The organism is Variovorax sp. GW822-FHT04E09 (assembly GCF_058800845.1).
Map to the genome: position 1 here is coordinate 101,827 of NZ_JBXAMR010000001.1, position 17,972 is coordinate 119,798.

A 17,972-nucleotide genomic window follows, 5' to 3' on the forward strand; every position below is an offset into this window, starting at 1 on the left:
TCACAACAACCACTGCCAGGAGACATCGTTCATGCCCGTTTCTCATCGCCTTGCGCGCCGCGGTTTTCTTTCGCTCGCGGCCGCCGCGCTTGCTTTCGCGGGGGCTCCCGCGCAAGCGCAGGCGCAGGCCTTTCCGTCCAAGCCGATCAAGTGGATCGTCGGCTACCCCGCCGGGGGCGGCAGCGACTTCCTGGCCCGCACCATCGGCGCGCAGATGTCGGTGCAGGCCGGCCAGCCGGTGATCGTCGACAACCGCGCCGGTGCCGGCGCCATCATCGGCGCCGAGGTCACGGCCCGGTCGCCGGGCGACGGCTACACCGTGTTCACGGCCGACAACGGCGTGCTCGTGTACAACCCCGCGCTCTACAAGAAGCTGCCCTATGCCGTCGACCGCGACTTCGCGATGCTCGGCCTGATGGCGCGCACGCCGCTGGTCCTGGTGGCGGCGCCCTCGACGAACCTCAAGACCATCGGTGCCCTGATGGAGCAGCTCAAGAGCAAGCCGGGCACGCTGTCGTACGCCTCGCCGGGCAACGGCAGCCCGCACCACCTGGCGATGGAGCTGTTCCTGAGCCGAAGCGGCCTGTCGACGATGCATGTGCCGTATCGCGGCGCCGCGCCTGCGCTGCAGGACCTGATGGGCGGACAGGTGCCGCTGATGGTCGTCGATACCTCCTCGGGGCTCAGCGCCATCCAGGCAGGGAAGGTCATTCCGCTGATGGCGTTCAGCGCCAAGCGCCTGCCGATCCTGCCTGCCGTGCCCACGGTGGGCGAGCAGGGCTTCAAGGATTCGGAAGCCTACGCATGGCAGGGGCTGGTCGTGCCGGCCAGCACGCCCGCGGCGATCCAGGAGCGCCTTTCCAAGGAGATGCAGGCCGCGCTGGGCAACGAGGGCGTGCGCAAGAGGCTGCAGGAAGGCGGCTGGGAGCCGGTGCCGAGCGACAGCGTGCTGATGAAGACCTACGCCTTCGCCGAGACGAAGAAGTGGCACGCGCTGATCCGTGAGCGCGGCATCTCGCTGGACTGACGACGCCGCCTCGTGAGGGGGCGGGCCGCGGCGCACCGGCGGTGTTGTAGCCTGTCGCCCCATGGATTCCCTCATCGCCGCCTCCGCGCGCGCGCTCGCTGCCGGCGACGCGCTGGGCGCCCTCAAGCGCGTGGCCCTGCGCGACGACCCACCGGCGCTCGCGCTGCGCGGCATCGCCATGGCCCAGCTCGGCGAGCACCCGCGTGCACGCGAGCTGCTGCGGCGTGCCGCGAGCGGCTTCGGGGCGCACGAAGAACTGGCACGTGCCCGCTGCGTCGTCGCCGAGGCCGAGGTGGCACTCGCGATGCGCGACCTGGGCGGCTCGCCGCGCGCGCTGACTGCGGCGGCCGCCACGCTCGAGGCGCGCGACGACCTGGCCAATGCGCTGCAGGCGCGGCTCATCGCGGCGCGCCGGCTGCTGCTGCTCGGCCGGCTCGACGAGGCCGCCGCCGCGCTGTCGCTGCTCGACGGGCACAGCCTGCCGCCGTTGCTGGCGGCGGTGGCCGAGCTGGCATCGGCGGAACTGGCCCTGCGTTCGCTGCGCACCGCCGCGGCACGCGCGGCGCTCGACCGCGCGCACGACGCGGCCTGGCGTGCGCGCGTGCCGGCGCTGCTGGCCGAGGTGGCGGAGGCGCGCGCCGCGCTCGAACGTCCCGCCGCACGACGCATCGCTGCAAGCGGCGAACAGGCCCTGCGCCTCGACGAAGTCGAAGCATTGCTCGCGTCCGATGCGCTCGTCGTCGATGCCTGCCGACGCGGTGTGGGGGGCGGCGACACCTGGCGTTCGCTCGCGCGCCGGCCGGTGCTGTTCTCGCTGGCGCGCGCGCTGGCCGCGGCCTGGCCCGGCGATGTCGACCGCGACGCGCTGATCGCCGACGCCTTCCGCACCCGCGACCCCGACGAAACGCACCGCGCGCGGCTGCGCGTCGAGATCGGCCGGCTGCGCGCGCTCGTCAAGCCGATGGCGCGCATCGAGGCCACGCCGCAGGGCTTCATCCTCCAGCCTCTGGATGCGCGTCCGGTGGTGGTGCTGGCACCGCCCATCGACGGCGAGCAGGCTTCGCTGGTGGCGCTGCTGTCCGACGGCGCGGCCTGGTCGACCTCGGCGCTCGCACTGGCGCTGGGCGCGAGCCAGCGCACCGTGCAGCGCGCGCTGGCCGAGCTCGAGGCCGAACGGCGCGTGCGCGCCATCGGGCAGGCGAGGGCGCGCCGCTGGCTGGCCCCGCCGCTGGCGGGATTCACGACGATCTTGTTACTCCCCGCCGCGCTGCCGATTGAATAGAGTCGGGCTCATGCGCTACCCCGTGGCGCACCTACAGGAGCCCACCATGAGCAGTAGCAGTCAGAGCAAGAAGGCAGGCAAGGACCGTTTCGAAGGCGCCGTGCAGGCCGCGCAGATCGTGCGCGAGTACGGCCCGTTCGAAGGCGTGGAGCGCATCCACGGCGTGACGCACGACGGCCACCAGGTGTGGGCCGCCACCGGCGGGCAACTGGTCGCCTTCGACCCCGCGAGCGGCGAAGCCACGCGCCGCATCGACGTCGCCTGCGACGCCGGCACCGCCTTCGACGGCACCTGCTTCTATCAGATCGTCGAGGCGCGCATCGACAAGATCGACGCCGCCACCGGCAAGGTGCTGGCCTCGATTCCCGCGCCCGGCAACGGCTCCGACTCGGGCCTCACCTGGGCCGAAGGCAGCCTCTGGGTGGGCGAGTACCGCGACCGCAAGATCCACCAGATCGACCCGGCGACGGGCGCGATCCGCCGCACCATCGAATCGAACCGCTTCGTCACGGGCGTGACCTGGGTCGACGGCGAACTCTGGCACGGCACCTGGGAAGGCGACCAGAGCGACATCCGCCGCATCGACCCCGCCAGCGGCGACGTGATCGCGCGGCTGGAAATGCCCAGCGGCGTCGGCGTGAGCGGCCTGGAGTCCGACGGCGCGGGGCTCTTCTACGCCGGCGACGGCCGGGCCAGCAAGGTCCGCGCGGTGCGCCGCCCGAAGACGGCCACGGCCTGAACGACACACACGCCAAGGAGCACACCATGAACACCCCAGTGAATCACACCGTCGTGACCCCCGAGCGCTGGATCGACGCGCGCAAGTCGCTGCTGGCGCGCGAGAAGGAACTGACCCAGCTGCGCGACCGCATCGCCGAAGAGCGCCGCGCGTTGCCGTGGACCCGCGTCGAGAAGGCCTACGTCTTCGACACCCCTCAAGGTCGCCGCCCGCTGGCCGACCTGTTCGAAGGCCGCCGCCAGCTGCTCGTGCAGCACTTCATGTTCGGCCCCGACTGGGAGCAGGGCTGCCAGAGCTGCTCGTTCATGGCCGACCATTCCGACGGCATGCGCGTGCACCTCGAGCACCGCGACGTCACGCTGGTGGCCGTCTCGCGCGCGCCGCTCGCCCACATCGAGGCCTTCCGCCGACGCATGGGCTGGCAGTTCGCCTGGGTCTCGTCGCACGACAACGACTTCAACCACGACTTCGGCGTGAGCTTCACGCCCGACGAAATGGCCAGCGGCGCCGTTGCCTACAACTACGTGAAGCAGCCGTTCCCGAGCGAGGAGGCACCCGGCGTCAGCGTGTTCTTCAAGGACGACGCCGGCGACGTGTTCCACACCTACTCGACCTACGGTCGCGGCGTGGAAGTGATGATGGGCACCTACAACATGCTCGACCTCGTGCCCAAGGGCCGCGACGAGCACAACCCGTCCTACGCGATGGACTGGATCCGTCACCACGACCGCTACGAGCCCGCGCCTGTTGCGGCGGCGGGTGGTTGCTGCCACGCGCAGTCCTAAGAAAGCGCGCGACCTGGCGTGCCGATCGGTCCGCATCATGGCAAGCCTCTGGCCCTGGCTGGCGGTAGCGGGAATGGGCGTCCTGCACGGCCTGAACCCCACCACCGGCTGGATGTTCGCCGCCGCCTGGGGCCTGCGTTCGCACGACCGGGCGCAGGCGCTGCGGGCGCTGTGGCCGATCGGTGTCGGGCACGTCGCCTCAGTGGCGCTCGTGGTCATTGCGGTCGCCTTCGGCCTGTCGATGGACCGGGGCCTGTTGCAGTGGCTGGCCGGCGGGTTGTTCGCGGGGGGCGCGCTTGTTCACCTGTCGGGGCGCCTGCCCGCCATGGCGCGTGCGCCGGCGGGGCATGCGGGGCTGGCGCTGTGGTCTTTCATGATGTCCACCGCGCACGGTGCCGGGCTGATGCTGGTGCCGGCGCTGATCCCGCTGTGCATGGGCGATGCAGCGAAGGGCGCGATGAGTGGTTCGCTCGTGCCGGCGCTCGCCGCCGTCGCGCTCCACACGGCGGCGATGCTGGCCACCACCGGGCTGATGGCCGTCGGCGCCGGGGCGGGCGTGGGCTGGCTGCGGCGCTTCACACGGCGATCACCTGCGATGCCGCACTGAACGCGCGATGCGCGCAAAGCGCATAAGCAAACGCGAAAACCGGCGTTCCATACGAGCGGCCTGCGGCGCAACACTCGAAGGCTCTCGACCCCACAGGCCTTCGGATGCCCGGTACCTTCACTTCCCCGCGCAAGCGGCTCGGCTTCTTCAGCCGGCTGCTCGACGATGTCCCCGCCGCCGAGCGCTACCGCCTCGTCACCGCGCAGATCGCCCATGCCGAGGCCTTCGGCTTCGATTCCGCCTGGGTGGCGCAGCACCATTTCCATGAACACGAGGGCGGCCTGCCGTCGCCCTTCGTCTTCCTCGCGCACGTGGCCTCACGCACGCGGCGCATCCGCCTGGGCACGGGCATCGTCACGCTGCCGCTGGAGAACGCGGTGCGCACGGCCGAAGATGCGATCGTGCTGGACCTGCTCTCGGGCGGTCGGCTCGAAGTGGGCGTCGGCACGGGCGGCACGCCCGCGTCCTTCGCGGCCTTCGGGCTGGACAGCGACGACCGCGCGGCGCTGTTCGAACGGCAGCTCGCCACGGTGCGCGACGCCTGGGCCGGCCGGCCGCTGCCCGGCGACGACACGCTGTACCCGGCGGGCGCGCAACTGCTCGGCCGGCTCTGGCAGGCCACGTTCTCGGTGAGTGGCGGCACGCGCGCGGGCACGGCCGGCGACGGGCTGATGCTCTCGCGCACGCAGCCGCGTACCGCGCAGGCGCCCGATGCATCGCTGGCCGACCTGCAGGACCCGATCATCGACGCCTACCTGGCCGCGCTGCCGCCGGGGCGCACACCGCGCATCGTGGGCTCGCGCAGCGTGTTCGTGGCGGACACCCGCAAGGAGGCGCTGCGCCTGGCCGAGACCGGGCTGCGCCGCGCGGTGGTGCAGGCCGCCGTCACGGGGCAGATCGGCCTGGCCGACCGCGTCCGCGCCGATGCGCCGCTTGAGCAGCTGATCGCCGCGTACGACGTGCATGTCGGCGCGCCCGACGACGTGATCGCCTCGCTGCGCGCCGACCGCACGCTCGCGCGCGTGACCGACCTCGTGTGCCAGGTGCATTCGGTCGATCCGCCGCATGCGGCCATCCTGCGTTCCATCGAACTGACCGCCACGGTCGTCGCACCGGCCCTGGGCTGGGCGCGCGACACGGGCGTGCCGGACCTTCAATCGCTTGCGCTTCTCTAGGCTGTTGTTTCCATGAATGTCGTTGTTTCTTCTTCTCCCGTTCCCGAGGCTGTCGACGTGATCGACCGGCTGGTGGGCATCGCGCCCGGCAGTGCGCTCGCCCGGCTGCGCGCGCAGCGCGAGCAGGCGCGCACGCAGGCGCAGCAGAGCTACCTGGCGCTGTTCGCGCCGACCGAGCCCGTCGCCGGGCACTTCGAGATCGCAGACCGTTTCGCCGTCGCGACCTTCGTCGCCGGATTGCATGGGCAGCCCGAGGTGGCGCGCTTCTATGCCGAGGCCTTGGCGGGGCAGGGCGTGGCGAGGGCCATCGGGGCCGAGGTTGCACGCGGTGCCACGCAAGGGCCGTATGGCCGCTATCCGGAAGGTCCGCTCAGCGTGGAAGACGCGGCCGGCCCGGTCTACGCCGTCGATGCGGCGCAGCGCGCGGTGTTGGGCGAACGGCTGTCGGCTGGCCTTGCGCATGCGCACCTGCTGGTCTTCCACCCGCGCGACGCCAGTCCGGCCGCATTGCAGGCGCTGCTCGATGCGGGATGGCGCACCACGGAGATCGTCACGTTGTCGCAGCTGGTGGCGTTCCTTGCGTTCCAGATCCGCGTCGTCGTCGGCCTGCGCGCGCTGGCCACCCCTTCTGCATGAGCGCCCCATGAGCACCGAATCGACCCTGACCCATCCCCACAACACGCACCCGCGCGCCTTCACGCAGGCGCAGCTCGAATGGCTGCCCTGGCTCGAACCGCTGCCCGAAGACGAGCTGACCGAGCGCCACTACGCAGGCCTCGTCGACGCATCGCGCGCCAAGTCGCCGTACTTCCGCCTGCTGGCACGCGACCCCGACATCCTCGGCGCGCGCACGCGCACCGACAAGGACATCTTCTACAACCCCGACGCCGGCCTGCCGCGCGCCGAGCGCGAGCTCTCGGCCGCCGCGGCCTCGCGCTTCAACGGCTGCATCTACTGCGCCTCGGTGCATGCGCGCTTCGCCTCGCATTTCTCGCAGCGCACGGACGACGTGCAGCGCCTGCTCGACGAGGGCGTGCAGGCCGACCTGGGCGCGCGATGGAATGCGATCGTGCAGGCCTCGGTCGCGCTGTCGGCCACGCCGTCGACCTTTGGGGCCGCGCATGTCGACGCCTTGCGCGCGCAGGGGCTGGACGACCTGGCGATTGCCGATGTCGTGCATGGCGCGGCCTTCTTCAACTGGGCCAACCGCCTGATGCTCTCGCTGGGCGAACCGCAGGCGCCTGCTGTCACGTAGGCCCGCGCCGCCGCGCGCGGATTTGTTGCGGCGGCAAGTGAGCGGGATCACAGTCGGGCGTGCGGCGTGCCCCTGGGTCGGCACGATGACCCGCATGCACACCGACGCTCCTGGGTACGCAACGACACGCCACGGCCGCGCGCCCGGCCCGGCCTTCGGCAATCCTTTCGTCCGCTGCCGATGCGGACTGGCCGGGCTGGAGCGCATCCACCGGCGGTCGTGGATGAAGTTCCTGCCCGGCCTGCGCTTCTATCGCTGCAGCGGTTGCGGCAAGCCGCAGCTGGCGCCGAAGCGCGCGGTGCGCGATGCGGTCATTGCGCACAGGAGCGAGCAGCAGAACCAGCGCTAGCTGGTGTGGTGTCCCGCAAATAACTGCGCATGAAATCGCGCTTTTCACGCCAGGGCGGCGTTGCAAATCCTCGCCAGGACGCTGCTGCCGCTCAGGCGTCGTCGTCCGACGTCTTCGCCTGCAACTGCTGCTGGCGTTCGGCAATCGCCATGTCGCGCGCCACCTCGTAGCCGAGCGTGCGCACCGAGAACGAGCGGCTCACGCTGCCCTTGCCCGCCGAGTAGGTGATCGCCACCCAGTACCCGGGATGGCCCGCGCGCGGCGTCTTGAACTGCACGCCGCTGACGCCGCTCGTGTTGTTGCGTCGCACGATCTCCGACTTCGAGCGCTTGGGCGGCAGCGCCGCTTCGTCGTCGGGCGGCGGGCGCCGGCGGATGGCTTCTTCGGCGGGGTGCAGCCGCGCGAGGCCGACCATGCGGCCGAGCTGGCGTTGCCGCTCGCCGATGGCATGCGCGCGGGCCGCGGGGCCCCAGTCGGCGAGGTCGAATTCGGCGCGCAGGATTTCCTCGTTCCCGAGGTAGGTCTTGGCCAGCCAGGCCACCGGCTTGCCTTGCGCGGACAAGCGGCTGAAGACGCCGGGCTCGCCCGTCTTGTTGTTGTTGCGCAGGGTCTGCGCGCGGTCCTTGCGCGCGACCGGCGGATGCTCCTTCACGATGGTGTCGCGCCAGGCCTGGGCGCGTCGCAGCGCCTGCTGGGGGCCGCCGTAGCTGGCGTGGCCGAAGAGGCGCGCGTAGCGCACGCCGTTTCGCACGAGCGACACCTCGAAGCCCCAGGGGCGGGGCGAAATGCCATACATGTCGATGGGGTTCGGAATTCCTTTGGGCATCGTCGGTGCTGTCCTTGTGTCAGGGCCGATGAAGGCGGCGCGTCACGGCGCTTCGGGGCTGTCGCCGTTCCAGGCGCAGAGTTCGTCGGAGAGCTCGTGGGCGTCCGGCGGCAGGCTGCCGAAATCGGTCGAGGCGAAGGTCGGCGGCACGTGCACGCCCTGATCGTCGCGGCGCACCAGCCCGCGGCTTTCCATGTCGCGCATGGTCTTGTTGACGACCTCGCGCGAGAGCCCCGAGTACGACGCGATCACTGCCTGCGTGATGCGCTTGTCGTAGCCACCGGTGGCCGCAGGCGCCAGCTGCGTCAGCTCGTGCAGCACGCGGCTCACGAGGCTTTCGGACGACAGCGATGAGATGCGGCGCAGCTGCCCGCGCACCATGGCGACGCGCTTCATCGCGATCTCCAGCAGGCCCATGGTCACCTCGGGGTACAGCGCGCACAGCCGGCGCACCGCGGCCACCGGCAGGTGGTAGACGGACGAGGGCAGGGCGGCCACCAGCGTCGAGGTGGCCTGGTAGCTGTTCTCGCCCAGCGAGGGGCCGAGGAAGAAATCGCCCCGGCGGATGAAATCGGTCGTCACGTCCCTGTCGACCGCGCGCAGCAGGCCCGTGGCCACGCAGTAGATGCGGTCGGTGTGCGTGTCCGCCTGCAGCACGATCTCGTTGCGCCGGTAGGAATGCAGCGCGCTGCTGCGAATCAAGGCGGCGCGCTCGTCGGGCGGCACGCTGGCGATCAGGGGATGGAGATACATGGCCAAGGGGGTTGCGAGACCATCGGCGGTTCGTTCTCATGGGCGAATCCACGGGCGGCGGTCAAGGAACAGGACGGTGCGGCGCCCCCGGGGCGACTCGCCATCGGGCGCCCCTTCGCCGGGCCGGGCTGCGATGGGCTGAAGGCGGCAAGGCCATCTCAGCCGGGCTGGAGCTGCGCGAACAGCGTGTCGATCCGGGCCCGTTCCTCGGCACCTCGCAGACAGCGCTCGCGCAGCCACAGGGCATCTCCCTGTCGCGCAATGCGCAGGTCGTACACGTGCTCGATGTCGTCCACCACGACGTCGCTCGCAGGCCGCCCCTTGGCCGTCGGCGCGGGATGCGGTTGTGCGGCCCACAGTGCCAGTTCGATCTCGGCCGGGCTCATCGGCCCGCTGTCGCGCAGGGCGATCCAGTCGGCATGCAGCTGCGGCTGCGCGGCGATGCCCTTCACGAGGATCGGCTCGCGCCCGAGCGCGGCCAGCAGGTCGTCCAGCCGCGCGTGGCGGGTTCGCAGCAGAAAGCAGTCGTCGCGCAAGCAGCTCAGGTCGGTGTCGCCCGACGGCGGGAAGGCCGCGAAGAGCCGGCGCCGGATCTCGCGGCTCACGCCCGCCGCCACCTCCGGGCCGTCGGAGTCGGCAAGCTGCGCGAGGTTGGCGATGAAGACCAGCGCACACACCCGGTCCGCCGGTGGGGGGGGCGAAGGCCGCACCACTTCGGCATCGCGGCGCAGCGCTGGCAGGCAGGACGCCAGCGCTGCGCGCCATCGCGTGCCGAAAGGTTCGAGTTCCGTGAAAAACAAGGCAGCCATTTCATCCCCAGTAGAGAGAGTTCCGGTTGACGTTCGATCCGAAGGAATGCTACGAATCGCGCCCTTCTTTGACATTCGCTTTCGCGGCGCGGATGTGTCGCGAGTCACATCCGGATGCAATTGCCCGCCGCGAGCGCCGGCCGAAGGGCGAAGCGGGCCCGGACCGACCTGCCGACCGGCGATCGGCAAGGCGTGGAACCGTGGCTTGCGCCGGTGGGCGCGGTGCGTCATCCCCCCGAACACCCGGGCTGTTATCTCTGTTATCGTTTGTAAAAATTATCCGAGGTCCACGCGGACCTGTCAGGAAAAAATCGGGAGTTCCCGTTCGTGACCCGCGGCTTCTGGCGTGGCGCCGGCTGCATGGAGGAAGAGGGGCGTGCCGCATGTCCGACACCGACAGTCGCATCCAGCGCTTTCACACCGGCATGGTGTCGCGCAAAGACGGGTTCGCCTTCTGGGCCGACGAGATCGGCCCGCACGTGGGGCGGCTGGACAGCCCCGAGCGCAGCCACTTCCAGCAGGAACTCACCATCGTCGACACGGCCGGGATGGCCTTCATGCGCGTGCACGGCAGCGGCGCGACCATCGAGCGCACGGGCCCGAGCCAGCTCATGGGCGCCGAGGTCTATCCCTATCACCTGCTGATCAAGCTTGACGGCGGCCTAGCCATCAGCGAGCAGCGCCAGCGCATCGAACTGGCCGCGGGCGACATGGTCCTGATCGACTCCTGGCAGCCGCTGCGCCTGCGCTCGACCGAGGCCACCAACTCATGGACGCTGGGCCTGTCGGAAGCGGTGGTGAACCGCTGGCTGCCGCATGCGGACCAGTCCACCGACCTGCGGCTGGCCGGCGCCAAGGGCTGGGCCGGGATGCTGTCGGGCTACCTGCGGGCGCTGGACGTGGAGCACCTGTGCAGCATCCAGAGCCCCGCGCAGCGCCAGCTGCTCGGTGAGCACCTGATGTCGATGCTGTCGTTCTCGCTGGAACAGAACGGCCTGAGGGCGCAGCCGGGCGCGCTGGGCGAGCGCGTGTCGCCGCGCGACGGCGACCTGCACGCCCGCATGCGCGCCTGGATTCGCGAGCACCACGCCGACACCGAGATCGACGCGCAGAAGCTGGCCGCCAGCTTCAACGTGTCGGTGCGCTACGTGCACAAGGTGTTCGCCAAGGCCGCGCGCGGCATGACCTTTCTCGAAACCCTGCAGAACGACCGGCTCGAGGCCGCGGCCCGCATGCTGCGCAGCCCCGAGGGCGCACGCAGGTTCGTCGCCCAGGTCGCCTACGACTGCGGCTTTGCGGACCCGGCCTACTTCGGCCTCGTCTTCCGCAAGAAGTACGGCTGCACGCCGCGCACCTTTGCCCTGCAGCAGGGGCAGGCCGCGGCAGACGGCACGTTGCTCGTCAGCTGACCGGCGCGCCGCCGGCCCGGCCGCCCTGGCCGGTGGATGGGTGCATGGCGTGGCCGCCGTGCCCGATCCTCATATTTCTGTTCTCTTCATTCATACCTGTGAAATTTATTTGGGAATAGATTCACTTCCCAAGGAATTGCGCAGGTTGGAAATGCATTCGTAAAAAAATGCGTCTGCCTTCAACAATTCAGAGCAATTTATTCCTGAAGGGTTGAATGATGAAAGTCGATTTCCCCGCCAACGGGGCAAAAATAGAAGTTTGTGACGCCACGGTGTGCAAGGTAATTTTCAATGTTTGAGCAAAACTCCCCGCACATTGCAGTGTTGGACCCCTCTCCCCGAACGCGGTGGCACGCCAGTCGTGCCGTCAAGATGCTGGGTTATACGCCCGTCGCATTTGCGCATGTCGACGAATTGATTTCGCAGGTGGCGCCCGGCGGTAATTTCGAGGCGCTGCTGCTTTCAATTCCGTCGGCGCCCGACGACGTGCAAAAACTCGTGGGCCAGGTGCGTGAAACGCTGCGCTACCACACGCCATTGATCATGAGCGCGCGCAAGCGGCAGATCCGCGGGTTGTCGCTGTTGCACGCCGGCCCCGACGACGCCGTGCTGCCGGAGCCGTCGACCTTCGAGGAGATGTACTTCATGCTCGAATTCTTTCTGCGCCAGCGCAATCGGCCGGTGGTGCCGCGCAGCCTCGACTGGCAGGAATTCAGCCTGTTGTCGCCGTTCGACATGGTCGACGTGGCCGGCACCGAGATTCGCCTGACGCCGATCGAATTCGACCTCGCGGCCGAATTCTTCCGCCACATGAACCGGCCGCTGGACCGGGAGCACCTGGAAATGATCGGCTGGCAAAGCGGTGTGGCCGCCGGTTCGCGCACGCTGGACGCCAACGTGTCGAAGCTGCGCCGCAAGCTCGGGTTGTATGTCGACCAGCCGCACGGCCTGTCGCTGCACGCGGTGTGGGGCATGGGCTATCAATTGAGCCAGCTGGGCAAGCGCGAGGCGCCCGGCACCTGGACGTTCCCGGCGGATTTCCGGGTGGCGTCGGCCGCGCCGTCGCAGCTGTCGACCTGAGCTGCGATTCAGCGCGCGGGTGGCTGTTGCGGCTGCGCCAGCACCCAGCGCGCGAGCACCTGCGCGTCGGCCTCCGACACCAGCGACTGGCGCGGCATGATCACGCGGCCCCAGGTGCCGACGCTGCCGTTGCGGATCTTCTCGGCCAGCCGTGCCGGCGCGGCGGCGTCGCCGCGATAGCGCTCGGCGATCTGCGCGAAGCCCGGCCCGACCTGCTTGTGCACCAGGCCATGGCAGGCCATGCAGGCGTTCTTGCGGGCCAGGTCGACAGCGGAAAGTTGCGGCTGCTGGGCTGCGGCACCGAAGGATGCGGCAGCGAGTGCGATCGAGAGAAAGTGGGGAGCGGAAAGCCGGGGAATACAGGGCATGGAGGGGAAACCGGGGAGGGGTGAAAACTGTACCTTGCCCTGTCGCAGACCCCGGATCGTCGCCCGAATGCCCCGTCTGGAGGTCGTCTCTCATTCGCGACAAGTCGATTCAAGAGTAACTATATGTATGGTTAAATCCCTCGCAACTACCGCGAAGAGGACGAGGGATTCCCATGAAGCTGCCGCTCAGCATTGCATTGGCCACCGTGGTTCTGGCCGGATGCGCCAGCGCACCGCCGCCCGGGCCCGGCCAGGGCACCGGCATGTCGTACGTGCCGATGGTGGCCATGGAAGGCGTGGACAAGGTGCGCTACGACAGCGACGTGGCCGACTGCCGCACCGCCGCCACCCGCATCACCGCGCGCAGCGAATCGGGTGACGCCATGTGGGCCGCGCTCGGCCTGGGCCTGATCACGGTGCACGGCCAGGGCATCGTCGCCGCGGCCTCGTACACCGGCATCAGCGCCGCCGTCATCGACTGGAACACCCGCCCCAGCAGCGCGCTGATCGCCGAGCACCAGCAGATCGCCATCGTCCATTGCATGGCCAAGCGCGGCTACCGCAACCTCGACCCGAACGTGCAGGACACGTTCTACGGCAACACCTTCAACCCCGTGCTCGCGCTCAAGCCGCGTCGCACGGGCATCGACACCTACAACGTGGAACGTCTGGCCAAGGCCGGCCGCTGCAACGTGCAGCCGCGCGCCGAGCTGACGGCCAAGGGCCCGGGCTACGAGAACTACAGCGTGCCGTGCACCACCGGCGTGGCCTGGGCCGTGCGCTGCGAGTTCGGCAACTGCCGCGTGCTGGCGCAGACGCCGATGCGCCCCACGGCGCCCGTGCGCCGCTCCTGAGCCGGCCCCTCCAGGCTCACTTCACGACCATGCCCTTGAGCGCCGGGTCGGGCGGCGGGGCCTTCAGCTTCATGTCGCGCAGTGTCTTCACGAGCAGCTGCGCAATCATCATGTTGCGGTGCCGCTTGCTGTTGGCCGGGATCACGTGCCACGGCGCGTGCTCGCTCGAGGTGGCGGCCAGCGCGTTCTGATAGGCCTTCTGGTAGTCGGCCCACTTGGTGCGCACCTCGAGGTCGCCCATGCTGAACTTCCATTGCTTGCCGGGCGTGTCGATGCGGGCCTGCAGCCGTTCGCGCTGCTCGTCCTTGTCGATGTGCAGCATGCACTTGACGACGACCGTGCCGGTTTCGGTGAGCAGCCGCTCGAAATCGTTGATCTGCGCATAGCGGCGGCGGGCCTCGTCGCCGTCGATCCAGCCTTCGACCACGGGCACCAGCACGTCCTCGTAGTGGCTGCGGTTCCACACCATGATCTCGCCGGTGCGCGGCACGGCGGCGTGGCAACGCCAGAGGTAGTCGTGCGCGCGTTCGTCCTCGCTCGGCGCCTTGAAGGCCGTCACCCGCACGCCCAGCGGCGAGGTGCGCGAGAACACCCAGCGCACCGTGCCGTCCTTGCCGCTGGTGTCCATGCCCTGCAGCACCAGCAGCACCTTGCGCCGGCCTTCGGCGTGCAGCACGTCCTGCAGTTCGTCGAGCTCGACGGCCAGGGTGTCGAGCTCGGCACGCTGGGCCGACTCGTCACCCGTGAGAAAGGGCGAGTCGTCGGGGTCGATGCGCGAGAGCTTGAACTTGCTGCCGACGCGGTACTTCTTGAACTTGGACATCTGCGGGCGCTCCGTCAAAAAAGAAACGAAGCCCGCAGGGTACGCGAATCAGCGTTGCGGCCGGCCGCGCGGCGGCGGGTGGTCGTCGTCGCCGTTGCTTTCGTCGATCGACGCGCTCCAGCGGTTGTCCCACTCGGCCTGGTGGCGCACGCCGTCGATCTCGCGCCGGTCGCGCTTGGTCGGGCGGCCCTGCTCGATGGCCAGGGCCGGCTCGCTGCCCATGCGGCGCTGCTCGCGGAAGGCGGCCTGCGCCGCCAGGCTCTCGGGCGTTTCCTCGTACAGCTGCTGGGCCACGGGCGCCGGGCCGCGCTGGCCGCTGAGGCCGCGCACGGTCACGGTCCGCGTGAGCGGGCCCAGGCGCATGGCGACGGTGTCGCCGGCCTTGACCTCGCGCGAGGCCTTGGCGACCTCGCCGTTCACCTGGATGCGGTTCTTGCCGATTTCGTCCGCGGCCAGCGAGCGGGTCTTGAAGAAGCGGGCGGCCCAGAGCCACTTGTCGATGCGCAGACGGTCCATGAAGGTCGGAAAAGAAAGGTCAGCCATTGTGGCGCGACAGCGGCAGCCGCACCACGGCATCGAGCCCGGTCACGCGATCGGCGCCGCCGGGGTTGGGTACCGTGCGGTTGTCGAGGCTGATGCGTCCACCCAGGGCCAGAACGATCTCGCGGCAGATCGCCAGGCCCAGGCCCGAGCCGCTGGCGGTGTTGCCCGCCGAGAACGGCGCGAACAGGCGCTGGCGCAGCTCGGCGGAAATGCCCGGACCGTCGTCGCGCACGGTGAGCACGGCCTCGTCGCCCTCGGCATGCACGCGCACCGAAAGCGGCGCGCCCGCGGGGCTGTGCTTGATGGCGTTGTGCAGCAGGTTGCGCGTGAGCTCCTGCAGCATCCACTGGTGCGCGCGCACGGTCACGGCGTCGTCGGCGGCCAGCTCGAAGTCGAGCGCCTTGTCGGCCACCAGCGGCGACAGGTCGAGCGCGATGTGGCGCACCACGTCGCCCAGGTCGAGCAGCGCCGACTCGGGCTGCTGGCGCAACTGCTCCACCTTGGCCAGCGAGAGCATCTGGTTGGCCAGCGTGGTGGCGCGCTCGACGGTCTGGCTGATCTCGACCAGCGCCTGCTCGGGCGCCACGTCGCCACGGCGCGCCGACTGCACCTGCGCCTTCAGCACCGCCAGCGGCGTGCGCAGCTGGTGGGCGCTGTCGCGCACGAAGCGTTTCTGGTGATCGAGCAGGCGCTGCAACCGGCCCATGACCTCGGTGGTGGCGTCGATCAGCGGGCGCAGCTCGGCCGGGGCGCCGGGCGCGTCGATGGGCGAGAGGTCGTCTTCGGGGCGCCGCTCGATGGCTTCGCCGAGTTCGCGCACCGGCCGCGTGGCGCGCTGCACCACGACCACGGTGACCAGCGCGATCACGCCCATCAGCAGCAGCTGGCGCCAGAGCATGTCGAGCAGCAGCTTGCGCACCAGCGTCTCGCGCAACTCCAATGTTTCGGCCACCTGCACCACGGCCATGCCGCGGCCGCGCGCGCTGGCCACCGGCTGCAGCATCACGGCGACGCGCACCGGCTGGCCGCGAAACTCGGCGTCGTAGAAGTCGACCAGCGCCGCATACGCCCCGCGGTCGGGGATGCGCCCGCGCCAGAAGGGCAGCTCGGCAAAGCCCGAGACCATCTCGCCGTCCAGCGCCGAGACGCGGTAGAACAGCCGGCTGCGGTTGTCGGCCTCGAAGGCCTCGAGCGCGGAGTAGGGCACGATCGCGCGCAGCCGCGCCATGTCGTCGTAGCCTTCCACGTCGAGCTGCTCGCCGATGGTCTTGGCCGAGGCCAGCAGCGTGCGGTCGTAGGCGGTGGTGGCGGCCGCCAGGCTCTGGCGGTACAGGCTCACGCTGTTGATCACGACGAACACGGCCACCGGCACCAGGATGCCGAGCAGGAGCCGCGCGCGCAGGGACGACATCGTGCGCCGCAGGGCCGCCCTCAAGTCTCGGCCCGCAAGAGATAGCCCAGGCCGCGCATCGTCATCAGCACCGTGCCGGTGCCCACCAGCTTCTTGCGCAGGCGGTACACGACCACCTCGATGGCCTCGTACTGCACCTCGGATTCGCCCGGGAACACCAGCTCGAACAGGCGCTCCTTGGTGACCGCGTGGCCGGGTTTCATCATCAGCGCCTTGAGCAGCGCGAGCTCGCGCGGCGTGAGCTCGAGCAGTTCCGAGCGGTGGTAGACGGCGCCGTTGTCGGGCTCGAAGCGCAGGCTGCCGACCTCCAGCGGATTCAGCGTGGGGTCGGGCCCCGCGCTCAGGCTGCGCCGACGCAGCGCGCGGATGCGGGCCTCGAGCTCGTCCAGGTCGAAGGGCTTGGGCAGGTAGTCGTCCGCGCCGGCGTTCAGGCCCATGATGCGGTCGCCCACCGTGCCGCGCGCGGTCAGCAGCAGCACCGGCGTGCGCAGGCCCTCGGCGCGCGCCTGGGCCAGCACCTGCAGGCCGTCGACGTGAGGCAGGCTCAGGTCGAGCGCGACCACGTCGGGCTCGACGGCGCGCCACTGCGCGATCGCCTGCGCGCCGTCGCCGCAGATGCGCACGTCGATGCGGCGTCGCCCGAGGGTGCGCTGCAGGGTGATTTGCATCGAGGGGTCGTCTTCGACGAGCAGCAGCTTCATACGGGCAGGGGTCGGTACTTCGGTGTTTTCCCCAGTCTGGTGGACAGCCAACTGACAGCGGGGCGGCGCATGATAGCGGCTCAGGTCCAAGTCAGGTTCCATCCGTTCCCAAGTTCTCAGGAGACACCAACGATGCGTCGCGATACCTTTTTGAAGTCCCTGGCCGCACTGGCCGCTGCCGGCGCCTTGCCGCTGTCGGCGCGCGCTGCCGCCAACGTCAAGATGATGATCCCGGCCAACCCGGGTGGCGGCTGGGACACCACCGGCCGCGCGCTGGGCAAGGCCCTGACCGACGCCAAGGTGGCCGACACCGTCGCCTACGACAACAAGGGCGGTGCCGCCGGTGCGCTGGGCCTGGCCCAGTTCGTCAACGGCTCCAAGGGCGACGCCAACGCGCTGATGGTCATGGGCTCGGTCATGCTGGGCGGCATCATCACCGGCAAGCCGCCGGTCAACCTGTCGCAGGCCACGCCCATCGCGCGCCTGACCACCGAATACAACGTGTTCGTGCTGCCGTCGAACTCGCCCTTCAAGACCATGAAGGACGTGGTCGAGCAGCTCAAGAAAGACCCGGGCAGCGTCAAGTGGGGCGGCGGTTCGCGCGGCTCCACCGAGCACATCGCCGCGGCCATGATCGCGCAGAAGGTCGGCGCCGATCCGTCGAAGATCAACTACGTGGCCTTCCGCGGAGGCGGTGAAGCCACCGCCGCCATCCTGGGCGGCAACGTCACCATTGGCGGCAGCGGCTACAGCGAGTTCGCCGAGTACATCGCCGCCGGCAAGATGAAACCCATTGCTGTCACCTCCGCCCAGCGCCTGCCGGGCATCAATGTGCCGACCCTGAAGGAACAGGGCATCGACGTCGAGATCGGCAACTGGCGCGGCGTGTACGGCGCGCCCGGTATCTCGGCCGAGCAGCGCAAGGCGCTGACCGACATGGTGCTGGCCGCGCTCAAGAGCCCGTCGTGGGCCGAGTCGCTCAAGAAGAACGACTGGACGCCGGCCGTGCTGTCGGGTGACGCGTTCGCCAAGTTCGTCGACGACGACTTCGCCAGCCTGCGCGCCATCATGGCCAAGTCCGGCATGGTCTGAGTTTGAGTCGCCCCCAGGCTGCGCGCACTTCGTGTCGTGCACGCCAACCCCCTTCCGGGGGCAACACCCGCGGCCCGGCAAAGC

At 69.8% G+C, this 17,972-nt stretch carries 21 protein-coding genes; 13 read left to right on the top strand and 8 right to left on the bottom strand.

Translation table 11 applies throughout. The features are described 5' to 3' along the window. The first annotated feature begins 31 nt into the window (after window positions 1-31). The 9 genes from AC1RL8_RS00475 (at window position 32) to AC1RL8_RS00515 (ending at window position 7,219) form a co-directional block, all read left to right on the top strand. Window positions 32-1,027, top strand: coding sequence for a Bug family tripartite tricarboxylate transporter substrate binding protein (locus AC1RL8_RS00475; RefSeq protein ID WP_492685500.1), 996 nt, complete (start codon window positions 32-34; stop codon window positions 1,025-1,027). Between the two features lie 61 nt (window positions 1,028-1,088). After that, complete coding sequence (locus tag AC1RL8_RS00480) at window positions 1,089-2,309, top strand: helix-turn-helix domain-containing protein (protein ID WP_492685501.1); 1,221 nt, start codon at window positions 1,089-1,091, stop codon at window positions 2,307-2,309. A gap of 46 nt (window positions 2,310-2,355) precedes the next feature. Next, a complete protein-coding gene (locus tag AC1RL8_RS00485; protein WP_070060429.1) occupies window positions 2,356-3,048 on the top strand; it encodes a Vgb family protein in 693 nt (230 codons plus the stop codon). 26 nt (window positions 3,049-3,074) lie between these two features. Further along, on the top strand, window positions 3,075-3,833 hold the full coding sequence (locus AC1RL8_RS00490) for a DUF899 domain-containing protein (protein ID WP_159277173.1): 759 nt from the start codon (window positions 3,075-3,077) through the stop codon (window positions 3,831-3,833). A 37-nt stretch (window positions 3,834-3,870) separates the two neighbouring features. Continuing rightward, a complete protein-coding gene (locus AC1RL8_RS00495) occupies window positions 3,871-4,440 on the top strand; it encodes a hypothetical protein (RefSeq protein ID WP_492685502.1) in 570 nt (189 codons plus the stop codon). Between the two features lie 104 nt (window positions 4,441-4,544). Then, window positions 4,545-5,615, top strand: coding sequence for a putative FMN-dependent luciferase-like monooxygenase (locus tag AC1RL8_RS00500; protein ID WP_492685503.1), 1,071 nt, complete (start codon window positions 4,545-4,547; stop codon window positions 5,613-5,615). Between the two features lie 12 nt (window positions 5,616-5,627). Then, the gene (locus AC1RL8_RS00505; protein ID WP_492685504.1) at window positions 5,628-6,251 is read left to right on the top strand and encodes a CMD domain protein; all 624 of its coding nucleotides are present in this window, start codon (window positions 5,628-5,630) and stop codon (window positions 6,249-6,251) included. A 7-nt stretch (window positions 6,252-6,258) separates the two neighbouring features. Then, window positions 6,259-6,870 (top strand): alkylhydroperoxidase domain protein, encoded by a 612-nt coding sequence (locus AC1RL8_RS00510; RefSeq protein ID WP_492685505.1) that lies wholly within the window; start codon window positions 6,259-6,261, stop codon window positions 6,868-6,870. A 94-nt stretch (window positions 6,871-6,964) separates the two neighbouring features. Next, window positions 6,965-7,219, top strand: coding sequence for a hypothetical protein (locus AC1RL8_RS00515; RefSeq protein WP_139140526.1), 255 nt, complete (start codon window positions 6,965-6,967; stop codon window positions 7,217-7,219). Window positions 7,220-7,310: 91 nt separating this feature from the next. Here the strand turns inward: AC1RL8_RS00515 and AC1RL8_RS00520 are convergent, their stop codons facing one another. The 3 genes from AC1RL8_RS00520 to AC1RL8_RS00530 form a co-directional block, all read right to left on the bottom strand. Continuing rightward, the gene (locus AC1RL8_RS00520) at window positions 7,311-8,045 is read right to left on the bottom strand and encodes an AP2 domain-containing protein (RefSeq protein ID WP_492685506.1); all 735 of its coding nucleotides are present in this window, start codon (window positions 8,043-8,045) and stop codon (window positions 7,311-7,313) included. A gap of 42 nt (window positions 8,046-8,087) precedes the next feature. After that, window positions 8,088-8,798, bottom strand: a complete 711-nt coding sequence (locus AC1RL8_RS00525) for a Crp/Fnr family transcriptional regulator (protein ID WP_095745057.1) — start codon at window positions 8,796-8,798, stop codon at window positions 8,088-8,090. Between the two features lie 158 nt (window positions 8,799-8,956). Further along, window positions 8,957-9,607, bottom strand: a complete 651-nt coding sequence (locus tag AC1RL8_RS00530) for a hypothetical protein (protein ID WP_492685507.1) — start codon at window positions 9,605-9,607, stop codon at window positions 8,957-8,959. Window positions 9,608-9,990: 383 nt separating this feature from the next. Here AC1RL8_RS00530 and AC1RL8_RS00535 point away from each other — a divergent pair, with 383 nt between their 5' ends. Beyond that, on the top strand, window positions 9,991-11,016 hold the full coding sequence (locus tag AC1RL8_RS00535) for an AraC family transcriptional regulator (protein WP_062481146.1): 1,026 nt from the start codon (window positions 9,991-9,993) through the stop codon (window positions 11,014-11,016). Between the two features lie 291 nt (window positions 11,017-11,307). Further along, complete coding sequence (locus AC1RL8_RS00540; protein WP_139705350.1) at window positions 11,308-12,096, top strand: winged helix-turn-helix transcriptional regulator; 789 nt, start codon at window positions 11,308-11,310, stop codon at window positions 12,094-12,096. A gap of 8 nt (window positions 12,097-12,104) precedes the next feature. On the opposite strand, the gene AC1RL8_RS00545 is transcribed toward AC1RL8_RS00540, so the two are convergent. Further along, the gene (locus AC1RL8_RS00545; RefSeq protein ID WP_492685508.1) at window positions 12,105-12,464 is read right to left on the bottom strand and encodes a c-type cytochrome; all 360 of its coding nucleotides are present in this window, start codon (window positions 12,462-12,464) and stop codon (window positions 12,105-12,107) included. A 173-nt stretch (window positions 12,465-12,637) separates the two neighbouring features. On the opposite strand from AC1RL8_RS00545, the gene AC1RL8_RS00550 reads away from it, so the two are divergent. Continuing rightward, on the top strand, window positions 12,638-13,318 hold the full coding sequence (locus AC1RL8_RS00550; protein ID WP_492685509.1) for a hypothetical protein: 681 nt from the start codon (window positions 12,638-12,640) through the stop codon (window positions 13,316-13,318). Window positions 13,319-13,334: 16 nt separating this feature from the next. On the opposite strand, the gene AC1RL8_RS00555 is transcribed toward AC1RL8_RS00550, so the two are convergent. From AC1RL8_RS00555 to AC1RL8_RS00570, 4 genes are read right to left on the bottom strand one after another with little or no spacing between them, the layout of a single operon-like run. Then, window positions 13,335-14,141, bottom strand: a complete 807-nt coding sequence (locus AC1RL8_RS00555; protein WP_492685510.1) for a PPK2 family polyphosphate kinase — start codon at window positions 14,139-14,141, stop codon at window positions 13,335-13,337. A gap of 48 nt (window positions 14,142-14,189) precedes the next feature. Beyond that, window positions 14,190-14,657, bottom strand: a complete 468-nt coding sequence (locus AC1RL8_RS00560; protein ID WP_062481157.1) for an RNA-binding S4 domain-containing protein — start codon at window positions 14,655-14,657, stop codon at window positions 14,190-14,192. 19 nt (window positions 14,658-14,676) lie between these two features. Beyond that, entirely contained in the window at window positions 14,677-16,095 is a 1,419-nt protein-coding gene (locus AC1RL8_RS00565) for a sensor histidine kinase (protein ID WP_174543702.1), read from the bottom strand. Window positions 16,096-16,115: 20 nt separating this feature from the next. Beyond that, window positions 16,116-16,796 carry a response regulator transcription factor gene (locus tag AC1RL8_RS00570; protein ID WP_062481159.1) on the bottom strand — a complete coding sequence of 227 codons (681 nt, stop codon included), beginning with the start codon at window positions 16,794-16,796 and terminating at the stop codon, window positions 16,116-16,118. Window positions 16,797-16,928: 132 nt separating this feature from the next. Here AC1RL8_RS00570 and AC1RL8_RS00575 point away from each other — a divergent pair, with 132 nt between their 5' ends. Then, entirely contained in the window at window positions 16,929-17,888 is a 960-nt protein-coding gene (locus AC1RL8_RS00575) for a Bug family tripartite tricarboxylate transporter substrate binding protein (protein WP_070060440.1), read from the top strand. Window positions 17,889-17,972: the final 84 nt, after the last annotated feature.